The sequence below is a fragment of the Ralstonia condita genome (assembly GCF_958405655.1).
GTDB classification, from domain to species: domain Bacteria; phylum Pseudomonadota; class Gammaproteobacteria; order Burkholderiales; family Burkholderiaceae; genus Ralstonia; species Ralstonia condita.
In genome coordinates this window covers 163,110-185,461 of record NZ_CATYWO010000005.1, presented here as the reverse complement: position 1 = coordinate 185,461, position 22,352 = coordinate 163,110, and the positions used below count along the sequence as shown (strand labels likewise).

Sequence of the window (22,352 nt, the reverse complement as noted above, 5' to 3'; positions counted from 1 at the left end):
GATTGTGTATTCTCCCACCGATCATCCTGGTCCGCCCCGTGCCGCCCGGACGGTGCCTGCCCCGCCTCCATGCTTCCCTGCCTCATCATGTCCGACACCCAAGCCGCTACCGAAACCGTCACGCTGCCCGCCAACAAGCAGCCCGCCGTGCGCGTGATGCCAATGCCCTCCGACGCCAATGTCCACGGCGACGTCTTCGGCGGCTGGATCATGTCGCAGGTGGACATTGCGGGGTCGATTCCCGCGGTGGTACGCGCCAACGGCCGCGTGGCGACGATCGCCGTCAACTCTTTCGTCTTCAAGCAACCCGTCTACGTAGGCGACCTCGTGAGCTTTTATGCAAGCGTGGTGAAGACGGGCCGCACATCCATCACCGTGGACGTAGAGGTCTATGCCCAGCGCATGGGCAGCAGCGGCCGCCACGAGACCGTCAAGGTGACGGAAGCCACGCTCACCTACGTGGCCACCGACGACAGCCGCAAGCCGCGCGTCCTGCCGCCGCAGTAAGGCGCCACGCTTGAAAAAAAACCCGGCCAAGGCCGGGTTTTCTTTTGGGCGACGCACCGCTCAGTTGAACTTCGAAAAGTCCGGACGGCGCTTCTCGAAGAAGGCCGTGAAGGCCTCGCGTGCTTCCGGCGCACGCAGCATTTCGCCGAACTGCTTGCCTTCGATCGACATGCGCGCCGCGACCTGCGGCATGGCGCCTTCCTTCATCAACCGCTTGGTCGCACGCAGCGAAACCGGCGGCAGCAGCGTGAGCTTACGCGCCTGTGCGCTCACGAACGCGTCCAGCTCGCCCACGGGCAGCACGCGGTTGACGAGGCCCAGCTCGCGCGCCTCGTGGGCGTCGAACGGTTCGCCGAAGAGCAGTTTGTCAGCGGCGCGGTGATAACCAGCGAGTTGCGGAAGCAGCAGGCTCGAAGCGGCTTCCGGGCAGAGCCCCAGCTGCGCAAACGGCATCGACAGCTTGGCCGTCTCCGAGGCGTAGACCAGATCGCAATGCAGCAGCATGGTCGTGCCCACACCAACCGCCGCGCCGCTCACCGACGCGATCAGCGGCTTGGTGGCCGTGCTGATGGCCCTGAGGAATTGATGGACCGGGGCCGTCTCGTCCTTCGGCGGATGCTTCATGAAGTCTTCGAGATCGTTGCCGGCAGTGAAGACGCTTTCGTGGCCCGCGATCACGATCACGCGCACGGCCGGATCGGTCTCGGCAGCAACGAGTGCATCTGCCAGGGTCTGATACATCGCAGCGGTGATCGCGTTCTTGCGATCCAGACGATCAAAGGTCAGCGTCAGGACACCGTCTGCGGTCTCGGTACGAATCGACATGAAGTCTCCAAAGTCAAGAAACCGTGCAACGACTAGATCGGCACGGGTGAATCAGATAGATAACCAACGGAGAACGCATTGGCCCCCACGTTCAGCGCCACGGTCAGGCTCATCTGCGCGAGCATGACCTCCACGCCGTGCGCCTGTGCGGTGCGCATCAACGCTTGCACCGGCTCCATGCGGCGCACGCTGTCGAGCGAACCGGAATAGGTGATTGCCACCACGGGCGTGGCCAGCCGCTCTTCGGCGATCATGGTTTCCGCGTGCGCGAGGAGGCGGCGAATTCCCTCGTCGGAACCGCGCACCTTGGCGATCGCTTCGGTCTCTCCGCGATGCATGTGGATGAGCGGACGCACGTTGAACGCCGTGCCCATCATGTAGCGGCTCCAGGTGATGCTTTTCTCGCCCTTCTGCTTGGCGCGCGTGTACATGTATAAAAGCTCGTCCGGTACGAGATAGACGTGCGAGGCATCGCGCAGGCGATTCTCGATCACATGCACGACGTCGCGCACCTCGGCGCCTTCGCGCAGCATGCGCGCCGCTTCATGAACCATCAACGCCTGGCCGGGCCCGATGGCGCCCGTGTCGACCACCGTCAGTTCAAACAGGCCCGAACGGCCCGCGTCCTTGCGCGGCTTGAAGCTCTTTGCCGTCGTGCCCACCACGGCGCCGGTAGCATGGCTGTAGAAATGGCTGCGCGAGCTGGCGATCGTCAGCAGCAGCGCGCGATCGTACTGCGTCACCACATGCTTGAGCAGGAAGTCTTCGATTTCGCGCTCCAGCAGCGGAATCGATTCGGCATAGTGGTCCTGCTTGTCGAGCAGGTACTTACGATAAAGCTGCGGTAACGCAGTCTCGTCGCGGCGGTCTTCCACAAACAGTTCGCCCGCACGGATGCGGAACGGCACCACGCCTAAACCCAGCTGATCGATCATCGAGCGCGGCATGTCGCACGCCGCGTCGGTCAACACGATTGTGTTCCCCATCGCGCCCTCCTCCTGGTGCACCGCCGGTGACCCGGTGGTGTGTCTCCTCTGTCGCGGATTCGTGGCTCCGCTTCTATGGCGTGCCCGATGGCCGGGCCGCAGTCTTCGGCTCGCTTGGTTTTGTATTGCTGTGCGAGCCTGCGCAATCATGCGTGGTGAGACGGGCGAATAGCAAGCGGGGGAAGGCCCTAGAAAGCCACCGGAGACCTCCCCCTCACGTGGGGTCAGACGCGTTCGAAAATGCCCGCGGCGCCCATGCCGGTGCCGACGCACATCGTCACCATGCCGTACTTCAGGTTGCGACGGCGCAGGCCGTGCACCACCGTGGCCGCACGGATGGCACCGGTCGCGCCCAGCGGGTGGCCCAGCGCAATGGCGCCGCCCAGCGGGTTGATCTTGCTGGTGTCCAGGCCCAGGTCCTGAATCACGGCCAGGGATTGCGCCGCAAATGCTTCGTTCAGTTCGATCCAGTCAATCTGATCTTGCGTCAGGCCGCCCGCCTTCAGCGCAGCAGGAATCGCTTCTTTCGGGCCGATCCCCATGATTTCCGGCGGCACACCGCGCACCGCAAACGATACGAAGCGCGCCAGCGGCACGAGGTTGAACTGCTTCAGGATCTTTTCCGACACCAGGATCAGCGCGCCCGAACCATCCGAGGTCTGCGAGCTGTTGCCGGCGGTCACGCTGCCCTTGTTGGCGAACACGGCGCGAAGCTTGCCGAGGCCTTCAACCGACGTATCGGCACGCGGGCCTTCATCCAGCGACATCGTGCGCGTCTTGATGTCGATGGCGCCCGTGCCCAGGTTCGGGAACTTCTCGATGATCTCGATCGGGGTGATCTCGTCCTTGAATTCGCCGGCTTGCTGCGCGGCCAGCGCCTTCTGATGCGACGCCAGCGAGAACGCGTCCTGCGCCTCGCGTGAGATCTTCCATTGCTGGGCGACCTTCTCGGCTGTCAGGCCCATGCCGTAGGCAATGCCCACGTTCTCGTCGCGCGTGAAGATCTCGGGCGACATCGACGGCGAGTTGCCCATCATCGGCACCATGCTCATCGATTCCACACCGGCGGCGATCATCACGTCGGATTCACCCACGCGGATGCGGTCGGCCGCCATCGCCACGGCGGTCAGGCCCGAGGCGCAGAAACGGTTGACGGTCACGCCGCCCACCGTGTTCGGCAGGCCGGCCAGCAGCGCGCCGATACGCGCCACGTTCAGGCCCTGCTGCGCTTCCGGAATCGCGCAGCCGACGATCGCGTCTTCGATCAGCGCCGGGTCCAGGTTCGGCACCTGGGCGACGGCGCTCTTGAGGATGGTCGCCAGCAGATCGTCCGGGCGCAGGTTCTTGAGCGTGCCCTTCGGCGCCTTGCCGATCGGGGAACGCGTCGCGGCGACGATGTAGGCGTCTTGCAGTTGTTTGGTCATGATGAAACTCCTGTTTCTCTGTCGTCGCGGCAATTAGTTGCGCACCGGCTTGCCGGTTTGCAGCATGCCCATGATGCGTTCCTGGGTCTTGGAGCTGCCGAGCAGATCCACGAAGGCCTTGCGCTCCAGCGCCAGCAGCCAGTCTTCATCCACCAGCGCGCCGGCTTCAACGTCGCCGCCGCATACGGCTTCAGCAATGCGCGAGGCGATCGTGAAGTCGTGCTGCGAGATGAAGCCGCCATCACGCATGTTCACCAGCGACGCCTTGATCGTTGCGATGCCCGAACGGCCTGCCACCGGAATGCCGACCGGACGCAGCGGCGCGCGGTAGCCCGAATCGGACAGCGCACGCACTTCGTTGCGCGCAACATGCAGCAGTTCGTGCACGTTGAAGACGATGGTGTCGGTCGGCTGCAGGTAGCCGATCTTCTGCGCGTCCAGCGCGGAAGACGACACCTTGGCCATGGCCGCGGCCTGGAAGCGGTTGGTCAGGAACTGCAGGATGTTCGTGCTGCCTGCTGCCTGTGCCGCCTTGGCAGCAGCCAGCGCAGCTTCCTTCAGGCCACCGCCCGCCGGAACCAAGCCCACGCCCACTTCCACCAGACCGATGTACGTTTCCAGCGCAGCCACACGCTTGGCCGAGTGCAGCAGCAGTTCGCAGCCACCGCCCAGTGCGATGCCCGATGCGGCCGACACGACCGGCACACCGGCGTACTTCACGCGCATCATGCCGTCCTGGAACTTCTTGACGAACGGCTCGATGCCCTTGGCGCCGCCCATCATGAAGGCCGGCATGGCTTCTTCCAGGTTGGCACCGGCGGAGAACGGACCGCCCGGCGCACCCAGCTTGAGCGACGTCGGCTGCCACACCACCAGACCCTTGTAGCCGGCTTCAGCCAGATCAACGGCACGCGTCAGACCGTCGATGACGCTCGGTCCGATCGTGTTCATCTTGCTCTTGAACGAGACGATCAGCACGTCGTCCTGGCCTGCCGCGTCGTCCACCCAGATGCGCACGGCATCGGTCTCTTCGATGGTCTTGCCATGCGTGAGCGGGTTGACCGTCGTCGCACCCTTGATCGGTGCACGGAACACTTGGCGGCCATACACCGGCAGCGTGCTGCGCGACAGGAACGTGCTCTGATTCGCAGACCACGAACCCTGTGCCGAATGCACACCGCCGTTGTCAGCCACGGGGCCGGAGAACACCCACTGCGGCAGCGCTGCGTTCGACAGCGCCTTGCCGGCTTCGATGTCTTCCTTCACCCACTCGGCCACTTGCTTCCAGCCAGCCTCTTGCCAGTCTTCAAACGGGCCGCTGTTCCAACCGAAGCCCCAGCGGATCGCCAGATCGACTTCCGCTGCGGAGTCGGCAATCTGCTCCAGGTACACGGCGATGTAATGGAACACGTCGCGGAAGACCGCCCACAGGAACTGCGCCTGCGGGTTGGTCGATTCACGCAGCAGCTTCAGACGTTCGGCGGGTTCCTTCTTCAGGATGCGCACAACGATGTCATCTGCCTTCTTGCCGCTCGGGCCGTACTGGCCGCTTTGCGGGTCCAGCACCTTGATTTCCTTGCCTTCCTTCTTGTAGAAGCCGGCGCCGGTCTTCTGGCCCAGGGCGCCCGCCTCGACCAGCTTGGCCAGCACGGGCGGCGTGGCGTAGACCGGGGCGAACGGATCGTCCTTCAGGTTGTCCTGCATCGTCTTGATGACGTGGGCCATCGTGTCCAGGCCCACCACGTCCGCCGTGCGGAACGTCGCCGACTTGGCGCGGCCCAGCTTCGAACCCGTGAGGTCGTCCACCACGTCAAACGGAATGCCGTACTTGGCCGATTCTGCAAACACCGCCAGGATCGAGAAGATGCCGACGCGGTTGGCGATGAAGTTGGGCGTGTCCTTCGCGCGCACCACGCCCTTGCCGAGCGCGGAGGTCAGGAACGTTTCCAGCTTGTCGAGGATATCGCCACGCGTATGTGCGGTCGGGATCAGCTCGACCAGGTGCATGTAGCGCGGCGGGTTGAAGAAGTGCACGCCACAGAAGCGCGACTTCAGCTCGGCATCGAAACCATCCGACAGTTCGGTAATCGACAGGCCCGACGTGTTCGACGCGAAGATCGCGTGCGGGGCGATGTGCGGCGCGACCTTCTTATACAGGTCGTGCTTCCAGTCCATGCGTTCGGCAATGGCCTCGATGACGAGGTCGCAGTCGCGCAGCTTCTCGATGTCGTCTTCGTAGTTGGCAGCCTGGATGAGGTTGGCGTCGTCCTTGATGCCCAGCGGCGCCGGCGACAGCTTCTTCAGGTTTTCAATGGCCTTGAGCGCGATGCCGCTCTTCGGGCATTCCTTGGCCGGAAGATCGAACAGCGTGACGGGAACCTTGGCGTTGACCAGGTGCGCGGCAATCTGCGCGCCCATCACGCCGGCGCCCAGCACAGCAACGCGCCGGACGAGGAAGTTGGAGCGCTGGCCGGCCTGCGGCTGCGCGCTGGTGGAGAGTTCAGTGCGGGTCATGGTGTCCTCGCGGGAGGTGAGGAGAGAGACAAGAGGGCGACGCGCGTGCGCGTCGCCCCAAGAGGATGACTGCTTAGAAGAGATCGGCTTCGAGTGCCATCAGCGTCGCGCCGCCCGCACGTGCCGCGCGGATCTGGTACGCGGTCTCGGGCAGCAGCTTGGCGAAGTAGAAGCGTGCCGTCGCCAGCTTGGCCTTGTAGAAGGTATCGCCGCTAGCCTGCTTTTCCAGCGCGATCTTGGCCATGCGGGCCCAGAAATACGAGAACACCAGATGGCCGACCACGCGCAGGTAGGGCACGGCTGCCGCACCGACTTCATCCGGGTTCGCCATGGCCTTCATGCCGATTTCCATGGTCAGCTTCTGGACCTTGTCACCAATGTCGGCCAGCGGGTTGATGAACTCCTGCATGGCTTCGTTGGTACCTTCGGCCTCGACGAAATCCTGCACCATCTTGCCGAACTTCTTCATCTTGGCGCCCATGTCGCCGAGGATCTTGCGGCCCAGCAGGTCCAGCGACTGCACGGTGTTCGTGCCTTCGTAGATCATGTTGATGCGCGCATCGCGCACGTATTGCTCCATGCCCCATTCAGCGATGTAGCCGTGGCCGCCGAACACCTGCATGCCTTCGTTGGTGGAGGTGAACGCATTATCCGTCAGGAATGCCTTGATGACAGGCGTAAGCAGCGCCACGAGGTCTGCAGCTTCCTTGCGCGCCGCTTCATCCGGGTGCGAGAGCTCGCGGTCGATCTGCAGGGCGATCCAGTACGTGAACGCGCGGCCGCCCTCGGCAAAGGCGCGCTGGGTCAGCAGCATGCGGCGCACGTCCGGGTGCACGATGATGGGGTCAGCCGGCTTGTCCGGTGCCTTCGGGCCCGACAGGCTGCGCATCTGCAGGCGTTCCTTCGCGTAGGCCACCGAATTCTGGTAGGCCACTTCGGTCAGGCCCAGGCCCTGCATGCCAACACCGAGTCGGGCGGCGTTCATCATGACGAACATGGCGTTCAGGCCCTTGTTCGGCTCGCCGACCATCCAGCCGCGTGCGCCATCCAGGTTGATCACGCAGGTGGCATTGCCGTGGATGCCCATCTTGTGTTCGATGGAGCCGCACTTCACGCCATTGCGTTCGCCCGGGTTGCCGTTCGCATCGGGAATGAACTTGGGCACCACGAACAGCGAGATGCCCTTGGTGCCGCCCGGCGCGTCCGGCAGACGTGCCAGCACCAGGTGAATGATGTTTTCCGACAGGTCGTGCTCGCCCGCCGAGATGAAGATCTTCGTGCCAGTGATCGCGTAAGAACCGTCGGCCAGCGGCTCGGCCTTGGTGCGCAGGATGCCCAGATCGGTGCCGCAATGGGGTTCGGTCAGGCACATCGTGCCGGTCCATACGCCGGACACCAGCTTGGGCAGGTAACGTTGCTTGAGCTCGTCGGTGCCGTGGGCGTGCAGGGCTTCATACGCGCCGTGCGACAGGCCGGGATACATCGTCCAGGCCTGGTTGGCCGAGTTCAGCATCTCGTACACCGCATTGTTGATCAGGATAGGCAAGCCCTGGCCGCCAAACTCCGGATCGCAACCCAATGCGGGCCAGCCACCCTCGACATACTGTTGGTACGCTTCCTTGAAGCCCTTGGGTGCCGTCACCACGCCATCGCCGTGGTATGTGCAGCCCTCGCGATCGCCGGACTGGTTGATCGGGAAGATGACTTCCGAGCAGAACTTGCCCGCTTCCTCGATCACCTGGTTGATGGTGTCGGCATCGATTTCCGCGTGCTGCGGCATCTCCTTCAGATGGCTTTCGACGTCGAGAAGCTCGTGAAGGACAAACTGCATGTCGCGCAACGGTGCGGTGTATTGACCCATCTGGGACTCCTTGGTGTGTTGCTGCGCGACCCGCTAGGTGTGCGATGCCGCGTCAGGTTCGGTAAGACTGAATCAGTTTGTTGAGTGCCACCATGGCCAACTCGGCACTGTCCGGAAGCCGCAGGAAACGTGCATCGTGATGCAGCCCGAGTTCCAGGCTATACATCTCGAACAGCATCAACCGCGGGTCCGCTTCCGCACGCAGGTGGCCCTCTTCCTTCGCCTGCACGATCGCGCGGGTCAGAGCCGCCCGCCAGATCGTCACACTCTTGACGAGTTCGTCGCGGACCGGACTTTCGGCGCGATCGTCGTACTCCACCGCGCCGCTGATGTAGATGCAGCCCGTGGTCACTTCCTGGATACGACGTTCCATCCAGCGTCGCACCATGCTCCACAGGCGCGGCAGCCCGCGCGGCTCCGTCAAGCTCGGGTAGAAGACTTCCTGCTCGAACCGCTTGTGATACTCGCGAACCACTTCCACCTGCAGATCCTCACGCGAGCCGAAGTGCGCGAACACCCCGCTCTTGCTCATCTGCATGCGCTCCGCGAGCACACCGATCGTCAATCCTTCCAGTCCGTCGCGTGAGGCCAGGTCCAGCGCGGCATCGAGAATCGCTGCACGCGTCAGTTCGCCCTTGCGCATCGGCGTAGCTGCTACGTGATTCGATTCGAGACGAGCGTTCGGGTGACGCATGATGATTCCTCTCCGTTCTTTTCTGGGTATGACGCGCTGGCAAAATTGCGGCTTTGCGGGGGCGCTTTTTTCGTGCCGCGCGGGACTGTAAACCAGCCTGCGCGAACACTCTAGCCCAAAATCGAACGGTCGTTCAATTATTTACAGGGCCCTGTATAGCGGCAAGTGTTTTATTAGAAAGCCGCATCTAAATGAGTGAGCCGCAATTGCGTGTCCTGCGTTGCAGCAAGAATCCCGCAAAGGCTTATGCAGAAACGGTTTACGGTGCGTGCGCCGCATCCAGAAAATCGATGCAGCGCACCATCGAAAGCGGCGTTTCTAGTGCTACTCGTCAGTAAATAAACCGCCGACGGAATCAGGCAGACGTCGCACTTGTGCCCATGGGGCCGCGACGGAAGATACGGGCGTCCATTTCGCGCAAGTCCGATGCCACGGCAACCTCGGCATCACACTGGTCCAGCACGTCGCGCTGCAGGTCGATGCCGGGTGCAATCTCGGTCAGGGTGAGGCGTCTGCCGCCCTTGCCGTCATCACGCATTTCGAAGACGGCGCGCTCGGTCACGTAGCGGATGGGGATGCCCGAGCGCGCAGCGTATTCGCCGTTGAACGTGAGATGGGATACGGCAGGGACAATCTTCTTGAGCCGCCCCTCGCGCACGATCCGCAGCGTTCCGTGCTCGGCTTCGACTTGCAGGCCGCCCGCGGTGAGCGTGCCCATGAAGACAAGCGCGCGCGCGCTCTGTGTGATGTTGATGAAGCCACCAACTCCCGCGACGACAGTGTCCCCGCCCTCGCCAAACAGGCTCACGTTGACGTTGCCTGCGCCATCCAGTTCGGCCAGGCCGAGGATGGCGAGATCGATGCCGCCGCCTTCATAGAAGTCGAACTGCGCGGGCTGATCGATCACCGCCTCGGGATAGGCCGAGGCGCCAAAGCTGAGGCCATCCGCCGGCGTGCCGCCGATCGGGCCGGCTTCCACCGTGAGCGTGAATCCCCGTGCCCCCTCCTGCTCGGCCAGTGCACCCACGGCGGCCGGCATGCCGACGCCCAGGTTTACGACACGGGGTTGCTGCGCCATCAGCTCCAGCACTGCGCGCCGTTGCACCAGCGTGCGGGCGTCGAGCGCACCGGACAGGTTCGCTTGCAGCGCATCGCTGGCTTCGATGGCGTCTTCCTTCCACTGGACGGCCTCGCCTTGCCACGGGCGGATGTACGTCGGGTTGAACGCCTCGCCGAAGGTCATCTGGTGTTCGGCTTCGTCTTCGGCAACGACCACGTAGTCGACGAGGATGCCAGGCACGTGGATGGCTTGCAGGTTGTCATGCCGATCCACCAGCCGCCGCACCTGCGCGATGACGATGCCGCCCGAGTTGTGGGCGGCCTGTGCCATGGCCAGCAGCTCATGGTGAAAGGCCTCTTCATGCGTGCTGATGTTGCCGCGCGGATCGGCCGCCGTTCCGCGCAGGAAGACGCAGTGCAGCGGGAAACTCGGATAGAAGAGATAGTCTTCGCCCCGAAAGCGTTCGTACTCCACCCACGATGCCGAGCCCGCAGCACGCGCTGCCTTGGCGCGCGCGTTGATGGCCGCGCCGTGATAGCGCGGGTCGAGGTTGGTGCGCGGATCGACGAAGGTGTGCAGACCGATCTTCGTGAGGACGCCCGGCTTGCCTCCAGCGATGGCACGGTACAGGTGCGTGAGCACACCCTGCGGCAGGTTGAACGCATCACATTGCTCGGCGAGCGCCATGTCGGCCAATCGCGTGGCAGAACGCCAATGACCACCGACCACACAGCGCGTCATGCCGGGATTGCCGAAGTGGTTGACCCCGCGCGTGGCGCGGTCGCCCTGGCCGGCGGAATACACCAACGTCAGATCACGAGGTTCGCCGGTGGCGAGGAAGCGTCGCTCCAGCGCGTGCGTGACGGCCTCGGCATGGCCTGCGCCGACAAACCCGGCGCAAGCCACCGTCCAGCCCGGCTGCACCAGCCGCGCGGCTTGATCTGCTGTGATGACTTGCATGTCTCCCTCTGTTTGTGTTGTGTTCTGTGTTGATTGGTAGGGCTAATAGTGTGCCGCGCGCCCGCTGATCACCACGCCAAGGCGCACCACCTGGTAAGCGCACCAATCCGCCAGGCGCCACCACCAGCGGCGCGCGGCGTGCGCGTCTGCCAGAACGGGGCGGGACTGTTGTTCGATGGCCGCTTCCAGCGCTGTGCGCAACTGGCCGGCCACCTCGGCATCCCAAGCGACAACGTTGGCTTCACGTGCCAGCAGCAGGCTGAACGGGTCAATGTTGCTGGAGCCGACCGTGGCCCAGCGGTCGTCCACCACCGCCACCTTGGCGTGCAGGAAGCTGGCGGTGTATTCGTACACCTCGATACCATCGCGCAGCAGCAGGTGATATAGCGAACGCGTCGCATAGTGCTGCAGCCGGTATTCGACCTGCCCCTGCAACAGCAGGCGCACGCGCACGCCGCGCTCGCGGCAGGCGCTGAGCGCGCGCATGAAGCGCACGCCAGGCAAGAAATACGCGTTCGCAATGATCACCTCATGCCGCGCCGTCCCCAGCGCTCGAAGGTATTCGCGCTCGATGGCGCGCCGGTTGCGCACGTTATCGCGCAAGACCAGCGAAGCCAGCACGCTGCCCCGCGCGCGCGCGCCGTCGCGTCCGGATGCGCCCCGATGGCGCGGCCTGGGCGTGTCGGTCATCAGCGGAAACTCGGCAGCAACGCCCGCCACGCCCACTTCGCGCACACCTTCACGCATGCCCATCTGCCACCAAAGCCGATCGACGGTCAGGGCAATCTGCCCGACCAGCGGGCCGCGCACGCGCACGGCGAAGTCATAGCGGGGCCCCAACGCTTCATCTTCGAATGGTGCGTGATTGCGGTCGTCGATGATGTTGATGCCGCCGACGAATGCCACGTCGTCATCGATGACCGCGATCTTGCGGTGCAGCCGTCGCAGGTAACGGCGCTGAAGGCGGAAGCCGCGGACGGGACGATACACGCGCAGGGTCACGCCGGCCGCGTCGAGCATGGCGGCGACGTCGGCGTGCAACGCGCCCGTCCCGAAGCCGTCGATGGCGAGACGCACGTCCACCCCGCGTCGTGCGGCACGCACGAGCGCCTCAGTCACGCGGCGGGCCGTGGCGTCGTCCGTGTAGATGTAGGTCTCGAGCGCAATCCGGCGCTGCGCGGCGTCGATGGCAGCGATCAGTGCTGGAAAGAAGGCAGCGCCACCGCACAGCAGATCGACGTCGTTGCCCGGCAAGGGCTTGCCACGCCGCCACTCCGAGCGCAGCGGGCCGGCATCGCGCACGACCTTCATGGGTGCGCCAGTTCCGCCAGCAGTGGCACGTGGTCCGAGCGTTGCGCCCACTCGCGGCCGGTCAGGGCGTGCGCATGCTCGATATCGAAGCCCCGCACGTAGATCCTGTCGAGCCGCAACCATGGCAGGTGACTCGGAAAGGTTCGCACGGGGCGTGCTTCGGCGGCCTTGTCTGCCACTTCGGTGGCGCCCAGCGCCTGGCAGATGACGCGATCAAGCCGGTTGTTCCAGTCGTTGAAATCCCCTGCCACCACAAGCGGTGCATCCTTCGGCACCACGGATCGCACGCGCTCGATCAGCGCTTCGGCTTGCCGCTGCCGGCTGCGCGCAAACAAACCGAAATGCGCGCAGAGCAGGTGTACCTCGCCAAAGCCGAGATCCGTGACGGCGTGCAGCAGGCCGCGCTGCTCGAAGCGATGGTCGGAAATATCGAGGTTCTCCGACAGCAGGATCGGATAGCGCGACAGGATCGCGTTGCCGTGATGTCCGTGTTCATAGACGGCATTGCGCCCATAGACGGTGTGCGGGTACACGTCGGTCGCGAGATAGCGCAGTTGCGTGTAGTTGGGATCGAACAGCTCGGCGGCCACCAGGCGATCGTTGCGGTCCTGCACTTCTTGCAGAAACACGATATCGGCGTCCATGGTCTGCAAGCCCTGCCGCACATCATGCACGCGCACCCGCCGCGCAATCCCCGTCACGCCCTTGTGGATGTTGTAGGTGGCGACGCGCAAGCGCAGCATGTCAGGCCCGCCCCTTGCCGAACGAGGCAGCCTCGCGCGCGGTGCAGGCCGCCAGACGCTCAGGCAACTGGAGGATCGCCTCGGCATTGCTGCGCGAGAAACAGCGCGCGGCGGCGTCTTCGTAGGGCAGCCATTCGGCCTGCAGGTGCTCGCGCGGGGATAACCGCACCGGCACCTTGCCGCTGACCAGTAGACCGAACCAGTGCTCGGTGTTGCGGGTCACGCCCGGCGCGTAGCGATGCCGCCAGTGCGGATAGATTTCATACTCGATATGGTGGCCCCAATCGATGAGGCGATGCCCGCCGGCGTCGATGCCGGTCTCCTCGAAGACCTCCCGGCGGGCGGTTTCGGCCAGGGGCTCATCGAGCGCGTCGCAGCTGCCGGTCACGGATTGCCAGAAGCCCGGATGGTCCGCCCGCTCCATCACCAGCACGTGCAGATCGGGCGTGTGGATCACGACGAGGACGGAGACGGGAATCTTGTGCGACATGGCGGGCGTATTGCGACGGGCGGCGCGAGTGCACCGTAAGGCAATAGCTTACCGCAGCCAGAAGCATGCCACAGCGAAGCCCCGCGCTGGCTGCTGCGCACCGCCATGCCACGGCAATCAAGCTGGCGGAAACGGGCGCTCGCCCGTGCGGGTGTGGGCGAGCCAATGCATCGTCTCGTCGACGGTGGTCTCGTGGCCAAGCGCGTGGCGTGCCACCGCCAGCAGGGGAACCAGCATCGAAGCATAGTTCTCCGCCGCACCATGGGATTGCGCCCACAGGGCTTCGGCACGCTCTCCGATTTGCTGGCGTAGCGCAGCGAGCTGTGCTGTCAACTCGCGCTCGCGATTGCCGAGGGCGTGGAACTTCTGGATGAGGAAGCGTTGCACCTCGGTCTGCTCCGATTGCGCATTGGCTTGCTCGAAGCGCTCAACGATGGCGGATGTTTCGCGTTCGATACGGAGCAGTTCGCGAGTGCCCTCGCGCTCGGCGGTCTCCAGCGCCTGCAGGGACCGGCGCTCCGCAAGCAAGGCGCGCGCATGGTCGGTAAAGCGGCGCTCGGCCGCCAGGTGCGCTTCGGCGAGTGGGCGCGGCGTGTCATAGATGAGCGGGTGGACGGGTGCGACCGGCACAACCGTTGGCAGCACCGCCTCTGCCAAGCGCAGATTGGCAACCGCCTGGAGCCACTGCATCCGCTCGGTCGACAACTCGGTCAGGGCGCACATCGCCTCCGCCAGGCTGGAGCCCGACCCTGAGGCGCGCAGGCCAGGATGTGCACTCTGCGCCGCCGCCGCGATCTCGGGCACGCACGCCGCCACGGTCGTCGCCACCGCTTCGGTCATCGCGATGGCCGCGCGGCGTGTGGCGCGGCGAATCTCGATCCATGCCACGCTCGTGACGACCAGCGCAGCAGTCAGCCAAGCCAGCAGAAGTTCGGCATGCGCGACCGCCCACGTGCGCATGAAATCAATGAAATCAGTCAAGGCATTCCTCCGTCTTGTCACCCGACGCGACTGCAACAAAGGAAATCGTGCAGCAAGCTACGTGCCTGAGCACTATCGCGCCGCCCAAAAGCAAACCGCGCCGCCCTTGCGGGCTGGCGCGGTTTGTCATGCAGCGTGATGCGAGCGGATCAGGCCGTCGTTGCGGCCGTCGGGGCAGCTACCTTCGCTTCGGCGGCGCGCAGACGAATATGCAATTCGCGCAATTGTTTCTCGTCCACCGGGCTCGGCGCTTGCGTGAGCAGATCCTGCGCACGCTGCGTCTTCGGGAAGGCGATCACGTCGCGGATCGAATCGGCACCCGCCATCATCGTGACGATGCGGTCCAGGCCGAAGGCGATGCCGCCATGCGGGGGCGCGCCGTACTGCAGCGCGTCCAGCAGGAAGCCGAACTTCGCGCGCGCCTCTTCCTCGCCGATCTTCAGGGCGCGGAACACCTTGCTCTGCACCTCTTCCTGGAAGATCCGCACAGAGCCACCGCCAATTTCCCAGCCGTTGAGCACCATGTCGTAGGCCTTGGCCAGGCACTTGCCCGGGTCGGTTTCCAGGTATTCCAGGTGTTCGTCCTTCGGGCTCGTGAACGGGTGATGCATGGCCACCCAGCGGGCATCTTCCTCGTCGTACTCGAACATCGGGAAGTCCACCACCCACAGCGGCTTCCAGACATCTTCGAACAGGCCGTTGCTCTTGGCGAAGTCGGAGTGGCCGATCTTCAGGCGCAGCGCGCCCATGGCGTCGTTGACGACCTTCGCGCGGTCGGCACCGAAGAACAGGATGTCGCCATCCTGTGCGCCGCTGCGCTTGAGGATCTCGGCGATGGCCGCGTCGTGCAGGTTCTTCACGATCGGCGATTGCAAGCCGTCGCGGCCCTTGGCCACTTCGTTGACCTTGATCCAGGCCAGGCCCTTGGCGCCGTAGATTTCGACGAACTTGGTGTACGCATCGATATCGCCACGCGACAGGGAGGCGCCGCCCGGTACGCGCAGTGCCACGACACGGCCGCCTTCGGCGTTGGCCGGGCCCGAGAACACCTTGAAGTCGACGTCCTTCATGGCGTCGGTCAGTTCGGTGAATTCCAGCTTGACGCGCAGGTCCGGCTTGTCCGAACCGAAGCGGGCCATCGCCTCGCGGAACTCCATCACCGGGAACTTGGCGTCCAGCTCGACCGACATGGTGTTCTTGAACACCGTGCGGATCATCTCTTCAAACAGGTCGCGGATTTCCTGCTCGGTCAGGAACGAGGTTTCGCAGTCGATCTGGGTGAATTCGGGCTGGCGGTCAGCGCGCAGGTCTTCGTCGCGGAAGCACTTGGTGATCTGGTAATAGCGGTCGAAGCCCGACACCATCAGCATCTGCTTGAAGAGCTGCGGCGATTGCGGCAGCGCGAAGAACTGACCGGCGTTCACGCGCGACGGCACCAGGTAGTCGCGCGCGCCTTCCGGCGTGCTCTTGGTCAGCATCGGCGTTTCGATGTCGATGAAGCCCTTGTCGTCCAGGTACTTGCGCACTTCCATCGCGACCTTGTAGCGCAGGCGCAGGTTGTATTGCATTTGAGGGCGACGCAGGTCCAGCACGCGGTGCGTCAGGCGCGTGGTTTCGGACAGGTTGTCGTCGTCCAGCTGGAACGGCGGCGTGACGGAGGCGTTGAGCACCGTCAGCTCGTGGCAGAGCACTTCGACCTTGCCGCTGGCCAGGTTGGCGTTGGTGGTGCCTTCCGGGCGAGCGCGCACAATGCCCTTCACCTGCAGGCAGAACTCGTTGCGCACGCCTTCGGCCACCTTGAACATCTCCGGGCGATCCGGGTCGCACACGATCTGCACCAGGCCTTCACGGTCGCGCAGGTCGATGAAGATCACGCCGCCGTGGTCACGTCGGCGATGCGCCCAGCCCGACAGCGTGACGCTCTGGCCAAGCAGTTGTTCGGTGACCTGGCCGCAATATTGAGTACGCATTTGCATGTTGTGGTTTTCCGCGAAGCGCGCCGCCAACAGGGCGTCGCGCGAGAAAGTTGAGTAGGAAGCCGGAAGGGATCGGTTCGCGCTACCGGCTCAAGGGGCTGATACGGCGCCGCCGGAATCAGGCAGCGCGTTCGGATTCGAAGGGTCGCGCGGCGATGCTGCCGGCGACCGGTCCTCCATCTTCGACGTTGCGTCAGGCGGGTCCATGCGGCGCGGGAGCGTTTCAGGCGCCACCACGCCCATCGATACGATGTACTTGAGCGCCGCATCCACCGTCATGTCCAGCTCGACGGTGTCGGCCTTGGGCATCATGAGGAAGAAACCCGAGGTCGGGTTGGGCGTGGTCGGCACGTACACACTGACGTACTCGCCCTGCAGATGGTTTTCCACATCGCCGCCGGGGCGGCCGGTCAGGAAGGCGATCGTCCACGATCCCTCGCGCGGGTATTGCACCAGCAGCGCCTTGCGGAACGCATTGCCGTTGGACGACAGCAGCGTGTCCGACACCTGCTTCACACTTGAATAGATCGGGCCGACCACGGGAATGCGGCCCACGAGCGCTTCCCACCACAGCACCAGCTTCTGGCCGATGAAGTTGTGCGCCAGCACCCCCACGATCAGGATGAACGCCAGCGTGAGGATCGCGCCCACGCCGGGAATGCGCCGGCCAAACAGCTGATCCGGCTGCCAGGCCGACGGCAGCAGCGCGAGGCTCTGGTCCATCGTGCCGATGATGAGCGACAGCACCCACAGCGTGATCGCAAGCGGGACAAGCACCAGAAGACCGGTCAGGAACCATGTCTTGAGTGCGCTGGTTTTCTGTTTCATGGAGCGGTGGACCGAGGAGTGGGCAATGCGGTCAATGGCACGCGCACGACGTGCCGCACCCGCCCGATGCTGCCGGAGCCGCGCTGGCGCCGGACGACGCGCTGTCGGACGAAGCAGCAGGCGCTGCAGCAGGCGCGGCCGCATCCGTCTTGGCTGCCGTACCAGCCGCCGAGGTGCCACCCGAGCCGCCGCGGAAATCCGTCACGTACCAGCCAGAGCCCTTGAGCTGGAAGCCGGCAGCGGTCAGTTGCTTCTTGAACGCCGGCGCACCGCAGGCGGGGCAATCCGTGAGCGGCGCGTCGCTCATCTTCTGCAGCACATCCTTGGCGTGGCCGCAGGCGTCGCATCGATAAGCATAGATCGGCATGGTGTCCTCACCCTAGAACAAACGAGTTTCGAGAAAGCGATGGAAGTGCCCGCGCACGCTGCGATGTCCGCGCACGTAATGCGCGCCGGCTCGCGTCAGATCGGGGCAACCGCGCGCAATACAAGAGCTGGCGCGCAAAGCCTTGAATTATAAACCCTTTTGAGGGAATTCCCGGGCGTCGATCAAAGTGCGCGATAGTGGCGCGCCACAAAGTGGCACGCCAAGCACGCACGTTCAGGCCTGCGTAGCGGCCTTGGTGGTCGGCGCGCGGTTTTCGATCCATTGCGGCCCAAGCGAGCCGAAGATCATCGCGCCCAGACTGGCCAGCAAGCCCACCAATTGTGGCGGCAACGCCGCCTCTGGCAGGAACGCCTCGCACCAGATCCAGGCTGCCAACCCCAGGATGATGGCCAGCAGACCGCCCTGCTTGGTCGCGCGTTTCCAGAACAGCCCGAACGCCAGCGGCACAAAGGCAGCGACCAGCGTCACCTTGTAGGCGTTCTCCACCATGTGGAAGATCGACAAGTGCGAGTTCAGGGCAAACAGCGTCACCAGCACGGTGAAAACCAGGACCACCGCCTGCATGACGCGAAGGAACCGCTTATCGTCCATGCGGGGCAGCAGCGGGCGCAGCACGTTTTCCGCAAAGGTCACGGACGGCGCCAGCAGCGTCGCACTCGCGCAGCTCTTGATGGCCGACAGCAGCGCACCGAAGAACATGACCTGCGCAACGATCGGCGCATGTTCGAGCACCAGCTTGGGCAGGATGAGCTGCGAATCGGTGTTGATGTACTTCTGGACCATTGCCGGATCAATCAGCGTGGCCGAGTACGCCAGGAACATCGGGATGAACGCGAACAGGAAGTAGAGCACGCCTCCCAGCACAGAGGCCGTGCCGGCAATGCGCTCGGTGCGCGAGGACGTGACACGCTGGAATACGTCCTGCTGCGGGATCGAGCCCAGCATCATGGTGATCCACGCAGTGACGAACCCGATCACCTCGATCGGGTTGAAGGCCGGCCAGAACGAGAACTTGCCCGAGGCCGCGGCATGCGCGACCACCGTGCTCACGCCACCGGCCTGCCCCGAGACTTCCCAGCCGATGTACATCATGCCGATCACGATGATGATCATCTGAATGAAGTCGGTGACGGCAACCGACCACATGCCGCCGAACAGCGTGTACACGAGCACGCTGGCCGCGCCGATCATCATGCCGGTCTCCTGGGACAGCCCACCGTCTGACACGGTATAGAACACCAGGCCCAGCGCCTTGATCTGTGCCGCCACCCAGCCAAGGTACGACACGACGATGCACAGCGTGGTCAGCACTTCGGCCAGGCGGCCGAAGCGGTTGCGATAGAAGTCACCAATGGTGAGCAGGTTCATCCGGTACAGCGGCCGGGCGAAGAACAGACCTACCAGGATCAGGCACAGGGAAGAACCGAAGGGATCGGCCACCACACCATGCAAGCCTTCCTTGAGGAACACGGCGGGAATGCCCAGCACTGTTTCAGAGCCGAACCAGGTGGCAAACACCGTCGCGGTCACGACGTAGAACGGCAGGCCGCGGCCGGCCACCGCAAAATCAGCGGTATCGCGCACGCGCAGCGCGGCCCAAAGGCCGATCCCAACCGAAATCACCCAGTAAATTATGACGAACCAGATCAGCATGGCAGCGCGGAAAGAAGCTGAGAAACCCCATGGCGGCCACGCCGGACGCCGGGCGAAATGGCGCGATTATAGCCATGGGACTCCGCCCCTGGGCATTGGTACGGCCTCGAATCGCCGTCAGCCTGCCGGTTTTCCCGACGGCGGCCCGCAACCGGCGTCGGCAGGCTTTTTGGGGGCTGCGGGGGGATGTTGCTTCGCACCAACACCACCGCTGTCGCCGCCGCTCGCGATCAGCCGTCGCGCCGGCGCCAGACCTGCCAGCGCTCCCGCCCGGCAAAGACCGGAATCGAATCGGTCTCGGCGATCGGCGTGTCGCTGAGCCGTTCAAACGCCGGCGAGAGCAGCGCATCCAACTCAGCCTGCGTGACTTCGAAAGGGGGCCCCTTGGGTGATGCCTCCCTGCCCTCCACCACGGCGAAGAAACCGGCAAGCAAGCCGCCAGGCGCCAACAGCCGCGCCACCCGCGCGGCGTAGTCTGGCCAGAGGCGGCGCGGCATGGCACACAGGAATGCGCGTTCGTAAATCCACTGCACCGGGCGACGCGGCACAAAGTGAAAGAAATCCGCCAGCTCCACCACGTCGGCATACGGCCCGAGCATGGCTTTGGCTGACGCGACAGCGCTCGGCGCGAAATCGATGGCGGTGACGGGCCAGGCACGCTCGGCGAGCCAACCCGCCTCGTAAGCGTTGCCGCAACCGGGAATCAGCGTGGACAACGGTGCCGGCTGGGCTTCGAAGAACCGCTGGAACGCGACGGGTACGCCGTGCGCATCCCAGGGTGTGTGGTCATGGCTGAAGCGCTCGTCCCAAAAGGCGGGATCGGCGGCGTCACGGGACTGGAAGACGGGGGGCTGTGCCATGGTGCGCAACATTCAAGGGATCAGTAACGGACCACCCACGCCAGAACATGCGTGGCGACGATGCCGGCAGCAAATCCGCCTACGAACAACAGCGTTGCGGACAGCAGCCGGTTCGTCCGCCGCTGTTCGGCGAGCAGCGCGGTCAAGGCGGCAGTCTGCGCCTTGCCACCATCGCGGGCGTCGCGGTCCAGTATCTGATACACCAGACGCGGGAAATCGGGCAATTTGTTGGCCCACTGCGGCGCCTCCACCTTCAGGCGCTCGACAAAGCCGCGCCAGCCGATCTGCTCGTGCATCCACCGTTCGAGGAAGGGCTTGGCGGTCTTCCAGAGATCCAGATCCGGATCGAGCTGGCGACCCAAGCCTTCAACGTTGAGCAACGTCTTTTGCAGCAGCACGAGTTGCGGCTGCACCTCCACGTTGAAGCGGCGCGAAGTCTGGAACAGGCGCATCAGCACCAGCCCCAGCGAGATCTCGCCCAGCGGGCGATCGAAATACGGTTCGCAGCAGGCACGGATGGCGCCTTCGAGCTCCTCCACGCGCGTCTCCTCCGGCGCCCAGCCGGATTCGATGTGCAACACCGCCACGCGGTGGTAATCGCGCTGGAAGAACGCCAGGAAGTTCTGAGCGAGGTAGTTCTTGTCGAACTCCGACAACGCCCCGACGATACCGAAATCCAGCGCGATGTAACGCCCAAGGGTCTCGGGCGCAACGCTCACGAGGATGTTGCCCGGGTGCATGTCGGCATGGAAAAAACCATCACGGAACACCTGCGTGAAGAAAATCTCCACGCCGTCGCGTGCCAGCTTGTGCATGTCGACGCCGGCCGCGCGCAGCTCTTCGGTGTGCGAGATGCGCAAGCCGTGCATGCGTTCCATGACGAACACGTCGGATGTACACCAGTCCCAGAACACCTCGGGCACCAGCAGCAGATCCGAGTTGGCGAAATTGCGCCGCAACTGGCTGGCGTTTGCGGCTTCGCGCATCAGGTCGAGCTCGTCGTGCAGGTACTTGTCGAACTCGGCGACCACCTCGCGAGGCTTCAGGCGCTTGGCATCGGCCCAGAGCTTCTCCATCCACGTCGCCAGATCGCGCATCAGCGCGAGGTCGCTGTCGATGATGGGCAGCATGCCGGGGCGCAGCACTTTCACCGCCACCTCGCGGCCGTCGTACGGCCCGCCGCGCAGCGTGGCGAAGTGCACCTGCGCAATCGACGCGCTGGCCACCGGATGATGGTCAAAACGATGGAACAACGCCGACAGCGGCTTGCCCAGCGATTTCTCGACGATGGCAGCGGCAATTTTCGGGTCGAACGGCGGCACTCGGTCCTGCAGCTTGGCCAGCTCATCGGCGACATCGGGCGGCAGCAGGTCGCGCCGCGTCGACAGCACCTGCCCGAACTTCACGAAGATCGGCCCAAGGTTTTCAAGCGCGAGCCGCAGCCGCTCGCCACGCGGGCGCGTCGGCTTGCGGCCCAATGTGAGCACCCACACGAGCGCGCGGATGCGGCGGCTCTTGAAGCCTGACAGCGCGAGCTGGTCCAGCCCGTAGTACAGGATGACGAAAAGGATCTTGCCAAGGCGTAACAAGCGCGTCATACGGAGCCCGCCCGTGCAGTCGAGGTGGCAGGGCTCACGCGCTTCTCCAGGCGCTCGAGGCGCTTGGTGAGACGGGCCTCGGCATCGCGCAGCGCGGCAACGTCGGCGGCGAACTGCGCGAGCCTCGCATGACGCACCAGCGCAGGCTGTTCGTCGGTCAGATAGGAAGCCACGGATTCCGCCAGCGAACGGCCGACCCGCGTGACCTCGGTACGGGCGGCCTGCGCGCCGTTCACCATCCGCTGCGCGACGACGTCACCGAATACGCGCGACAGATCCTCTGCAGCGTCCCAGCGCAGATTGCGCAGCAATGTCGACAAGACGTTGGCGAACTCCGCCTCACCCTCAATCCGCACATGCTTGAGTACGGCGGCCTGCCCGCCGGTGGCGTAGTCCCGTGCGGCAGCCGCGAGCGGCACGACCACCGTCACGGCTGGCTCGGTGCCAGGATCGTGCGCTGCGACAAGGCCCTCCGGGCCTACCTGCAGCGTCACCGACAACGGCGCAAGATCGAAGCGCGCGGCGCGGCCCGCGAACGGAAGCAGGGTCTCCTTCGCCCAGGGCTCCTGACGCAGCAGATGGTTGAGCGCGAGCAGCAGCGGCTGCATCAGCACAGGTGGGAACGGAGACGAGTTGGCTGTCGAAGGCATGCGAAGAAGAAACGCGAGAAGCGGGCTACAGGCCAGCCGGAGG

The 22,352-nt window shown here is 64.5% G+C and carries 19 protein-coding genes; 1 reads left to right on the top strand and 18 read right to left on the bottom strand.

Translation table 11 applies throughout. The features are described 5' to 3' along the window. The first annotated feature begins 69 nt into the window (after positions 1-69). The gene (locus R2N03_RS16625) at positions 70-507 is read left to right on the top strand and encodes an acyl-CoA thioesterase (RefSeq protein WP_316658857.1); all 438 of its coding nucleotides are present in this window, start codon (positions 70-72) and stop codon (positions 505-507) included. Positions 508-567: 60 nt separating this feature from the next. On the opposite strand, the gene R2N03_RS16620 is transcribed toward R2N03_RS16625, so the two are convergent. The 18 genes from R2N03_RS16620 to R2N03_RS16535 form a co-directional block, all read right to left on the bottom strand. Further along, positions 568-1,332, bottom strand: coding sequence for an enoyl-CoA hydratase (locus tag R2N03_RS16620; protein WP_316658856.1), 765 nt, complete (start codon positions 1,330-1,332; stop codon positions 568-570). Between the two features lie 32 nt (positions 1,333-1,364). Next, positions 1,365-2,318, bottom strand: coding sequence for a DegV family protein (locus R2N03_RS16615; protein ID WP_316658854.1), 954 nt, complete (start codon positions 2,316-2,318; stop codon positions 1,365-1,367). Positions 2,319-2,542: 224 nt separating this feature from the next. Beyond that, complete coding sequence (locus tag R2N03_RS16610) at positions 2,543-3,742, bottom strand: acetyl-CoA C-acyltransferase (RefSeq protein ID WP_316658852.1); 1,200 nt, start codon at positions 3,740-3,742, stop codon at positions 2,543-2,545. Positions 3,743-3,775: 33 nt separating this feature from the next. Then, the gene (locus R2N03_RS16605; RefSeq protein WP_316658851.1) at positions 3,776-6,256 is read right to left on the bottom strand and encodes a 3-hydroxyacyl-CoA dehydrogenase/enoyl-CoA hydratase family protein; all 2,481 of its coding nucleotides are present in this window, start codon (positions 6,254-6,256) and stop codon (positions 3,776-3,778) included. Between the two features lie 73 nt (positions 6,257-6,329). After that, positions 6,330-8,117: an acyl-CoA dehydrogenase C-terminal domain-containing protein gene (locus R2N03_RS16600; RefSeq protein ID WP_316658850.1), complete on the bottom strand. Its 1,788-nt coding sequence runs from the start codon at positions 8,115-8,117 to the stop codon at positions 6,330-6,332. A 52-nt stretch (positions 8,118-8,169) separates the two neighbouring features. After that, positions 8,170-8,760: a TetR/AcrR family transcriptional regulator gene (locus R2N03_RS16595; protein ID WP_316658978.1), complete on the bottom strand. Its 591-nt coding sequence runs from the start codon at positions 8,758-8,760 to the stop codon at positions 8,170-8,172. Between the two features lie 406 nt (positions 8,761-9,166). Next, positions 9,167-10,831, bottom strand: coding sequence for an acyl CoA:acetate/3-ketoacid CoA transferase (locus R2N03_RS16590; RefSeq protein ID WP_316658847.1), 1,665 nt, complete (start codon positions 10,829-10,831; stop codon positions 9,167-9,169). Positions 10,832-10,873: 42 nt separating this feature from the next. Further along, positions 10,874-12,142, bottom strand: coding sequence for a cardiolipin synthase ClsB (gene clsB, locus R2N03_RS16585; protein ID WP_316658846.1), 1,269 nt, complete (start codon positions 12,140-12,142; stop codon positions 10,874-10,876). Beyond that, positions 12,139-12,885: an endonuclease/exonuclease/phosphatase family protein gene (locus R2N03_RS16580; protein ID WP_316658844.1), complete on the bottom strand. Its 747-nt coding sequence runs from the start codon at positions 12,883-12,885 to the stop codon at positions 12,139-12,141. The genes clsB and R2N03_RS16580 overlap by 4 nt, the downstream gene beginning before the upstream one ends. 1 nt (position 12,886) lies before the next feature. Then, the gene (gene nudB / locus R2N03_RS16575) at positions 12,887-13,375 is read right to left on the bottom strand and encodes a dihydroneopterin triphosphate diphosphatase (protein WP_316658842.1); all 489 of its coding nucleotides are present in this window, start codon (positions 13,373-13,375) and stop codon (positions 12,887-12,889) included. A gap of 117 nt (positions 13,376-13,492) precedes the next feature. Next, on the bottom strand, positions 13,493-14,356 hold the full coding sequence (locus R2N03_RS16570) for a hypothetical protein (protein ID WP_316658840.1): 864 nt from the start codon (positions 14,354-14,356) through the stop codon (positions 13,493-13,495). Positions 14,357-14,505: 149 nt separating this feature from the next. After that, positions 14,506-16,332: an aspartate--tRNA ligase gene (gene aspS, locus R2N03_RS16565; protein ID WP_316658839.1), complete on the bottom strand. Its 1,827-nt coding sequence runs from the start codon at positions 16,330-16,332 to the stop codon at positions 14,506-14,508. A 90-nt stretch (positions 16,333-16,422) separates the two neighbouring features. Then, positions 16,423-17,160, bottom strand: coding sequence for a DUF502 domain-containing protein (locus R2N03_RS16560; protein WP_316658837.1), 738 nt, complete (start codon positions 17,158-17,160; stop codon positions 16,423-16,425). 31 nt (positions 17,161-17,191) lie between these two features. Further along, on the bottom strand, positions 17,192-17,527 hold the full coding sequence (locus tag R2N03_RS16555; protein WP_316658834.1) for an FmdB family zinc ribbon protein: 336 nt from the start codon (positions 17,525-17,527) through the stop codon (positions 17,192-17,194). A 234-nt stretch (positions 17,528-17,761) separates the two neighbouring features. Continuing rightward, positions 17,762-19,201 carry a high affinity choline transporter 1 gene (locus R2N03_RS16550; protein ID WP_316658833.1) on the bottom strand — a complete coding sequence of 480 codons (1,440 nt, stop codon included), beginning with the start codon at positions 19,199-19,201 and terminating at the stop codon, positions 17,762-17,764. 230 nt (positions 19,202-19,431) lie between these two features. Further along, positions 19,432-20,061: a methyltransferase domain-containing protein gene (locus R2N03_RS16545; protein WP_316658832.1), complete on the bottom strand. Its 630-nt coding sequence runs from the start codon at positions 20,059-20,061 to the stop codon at positions 19,432-19,434. 20 nt (positions 20,062-20,081) lie between these two features. Then, positions 20,082-21,659 (bottom strand): ubiquinone biosynthesis regulatory protein kinase UbiB, encoded by a 1,578-nt coding sequence (gene ubiB / locus R2N03_RS16540; protein ID WP_316658831.1) that lies wholly within the window; start codon positions 21,657-21,659, stop codon positions 20,082-20,084. Further along, positions 21,656-22,309: a ubiquinone biosynthesis accessory factor UbiJ gene (locus R2N03_RS16535; RefSeq protein ID WP_316658830.1), complete on the bottom strand. Its 654-nt coding sequence runs from the start codon at positions 22,307-22,309 to the stop codon at positions 21,656-21,658. Before R2N03_RS16535 ends, ubiB begins: the two co-directional genes overlap by 4 nt. Positions 22,310-22,352: the final 43 nt, after the last annotated feature.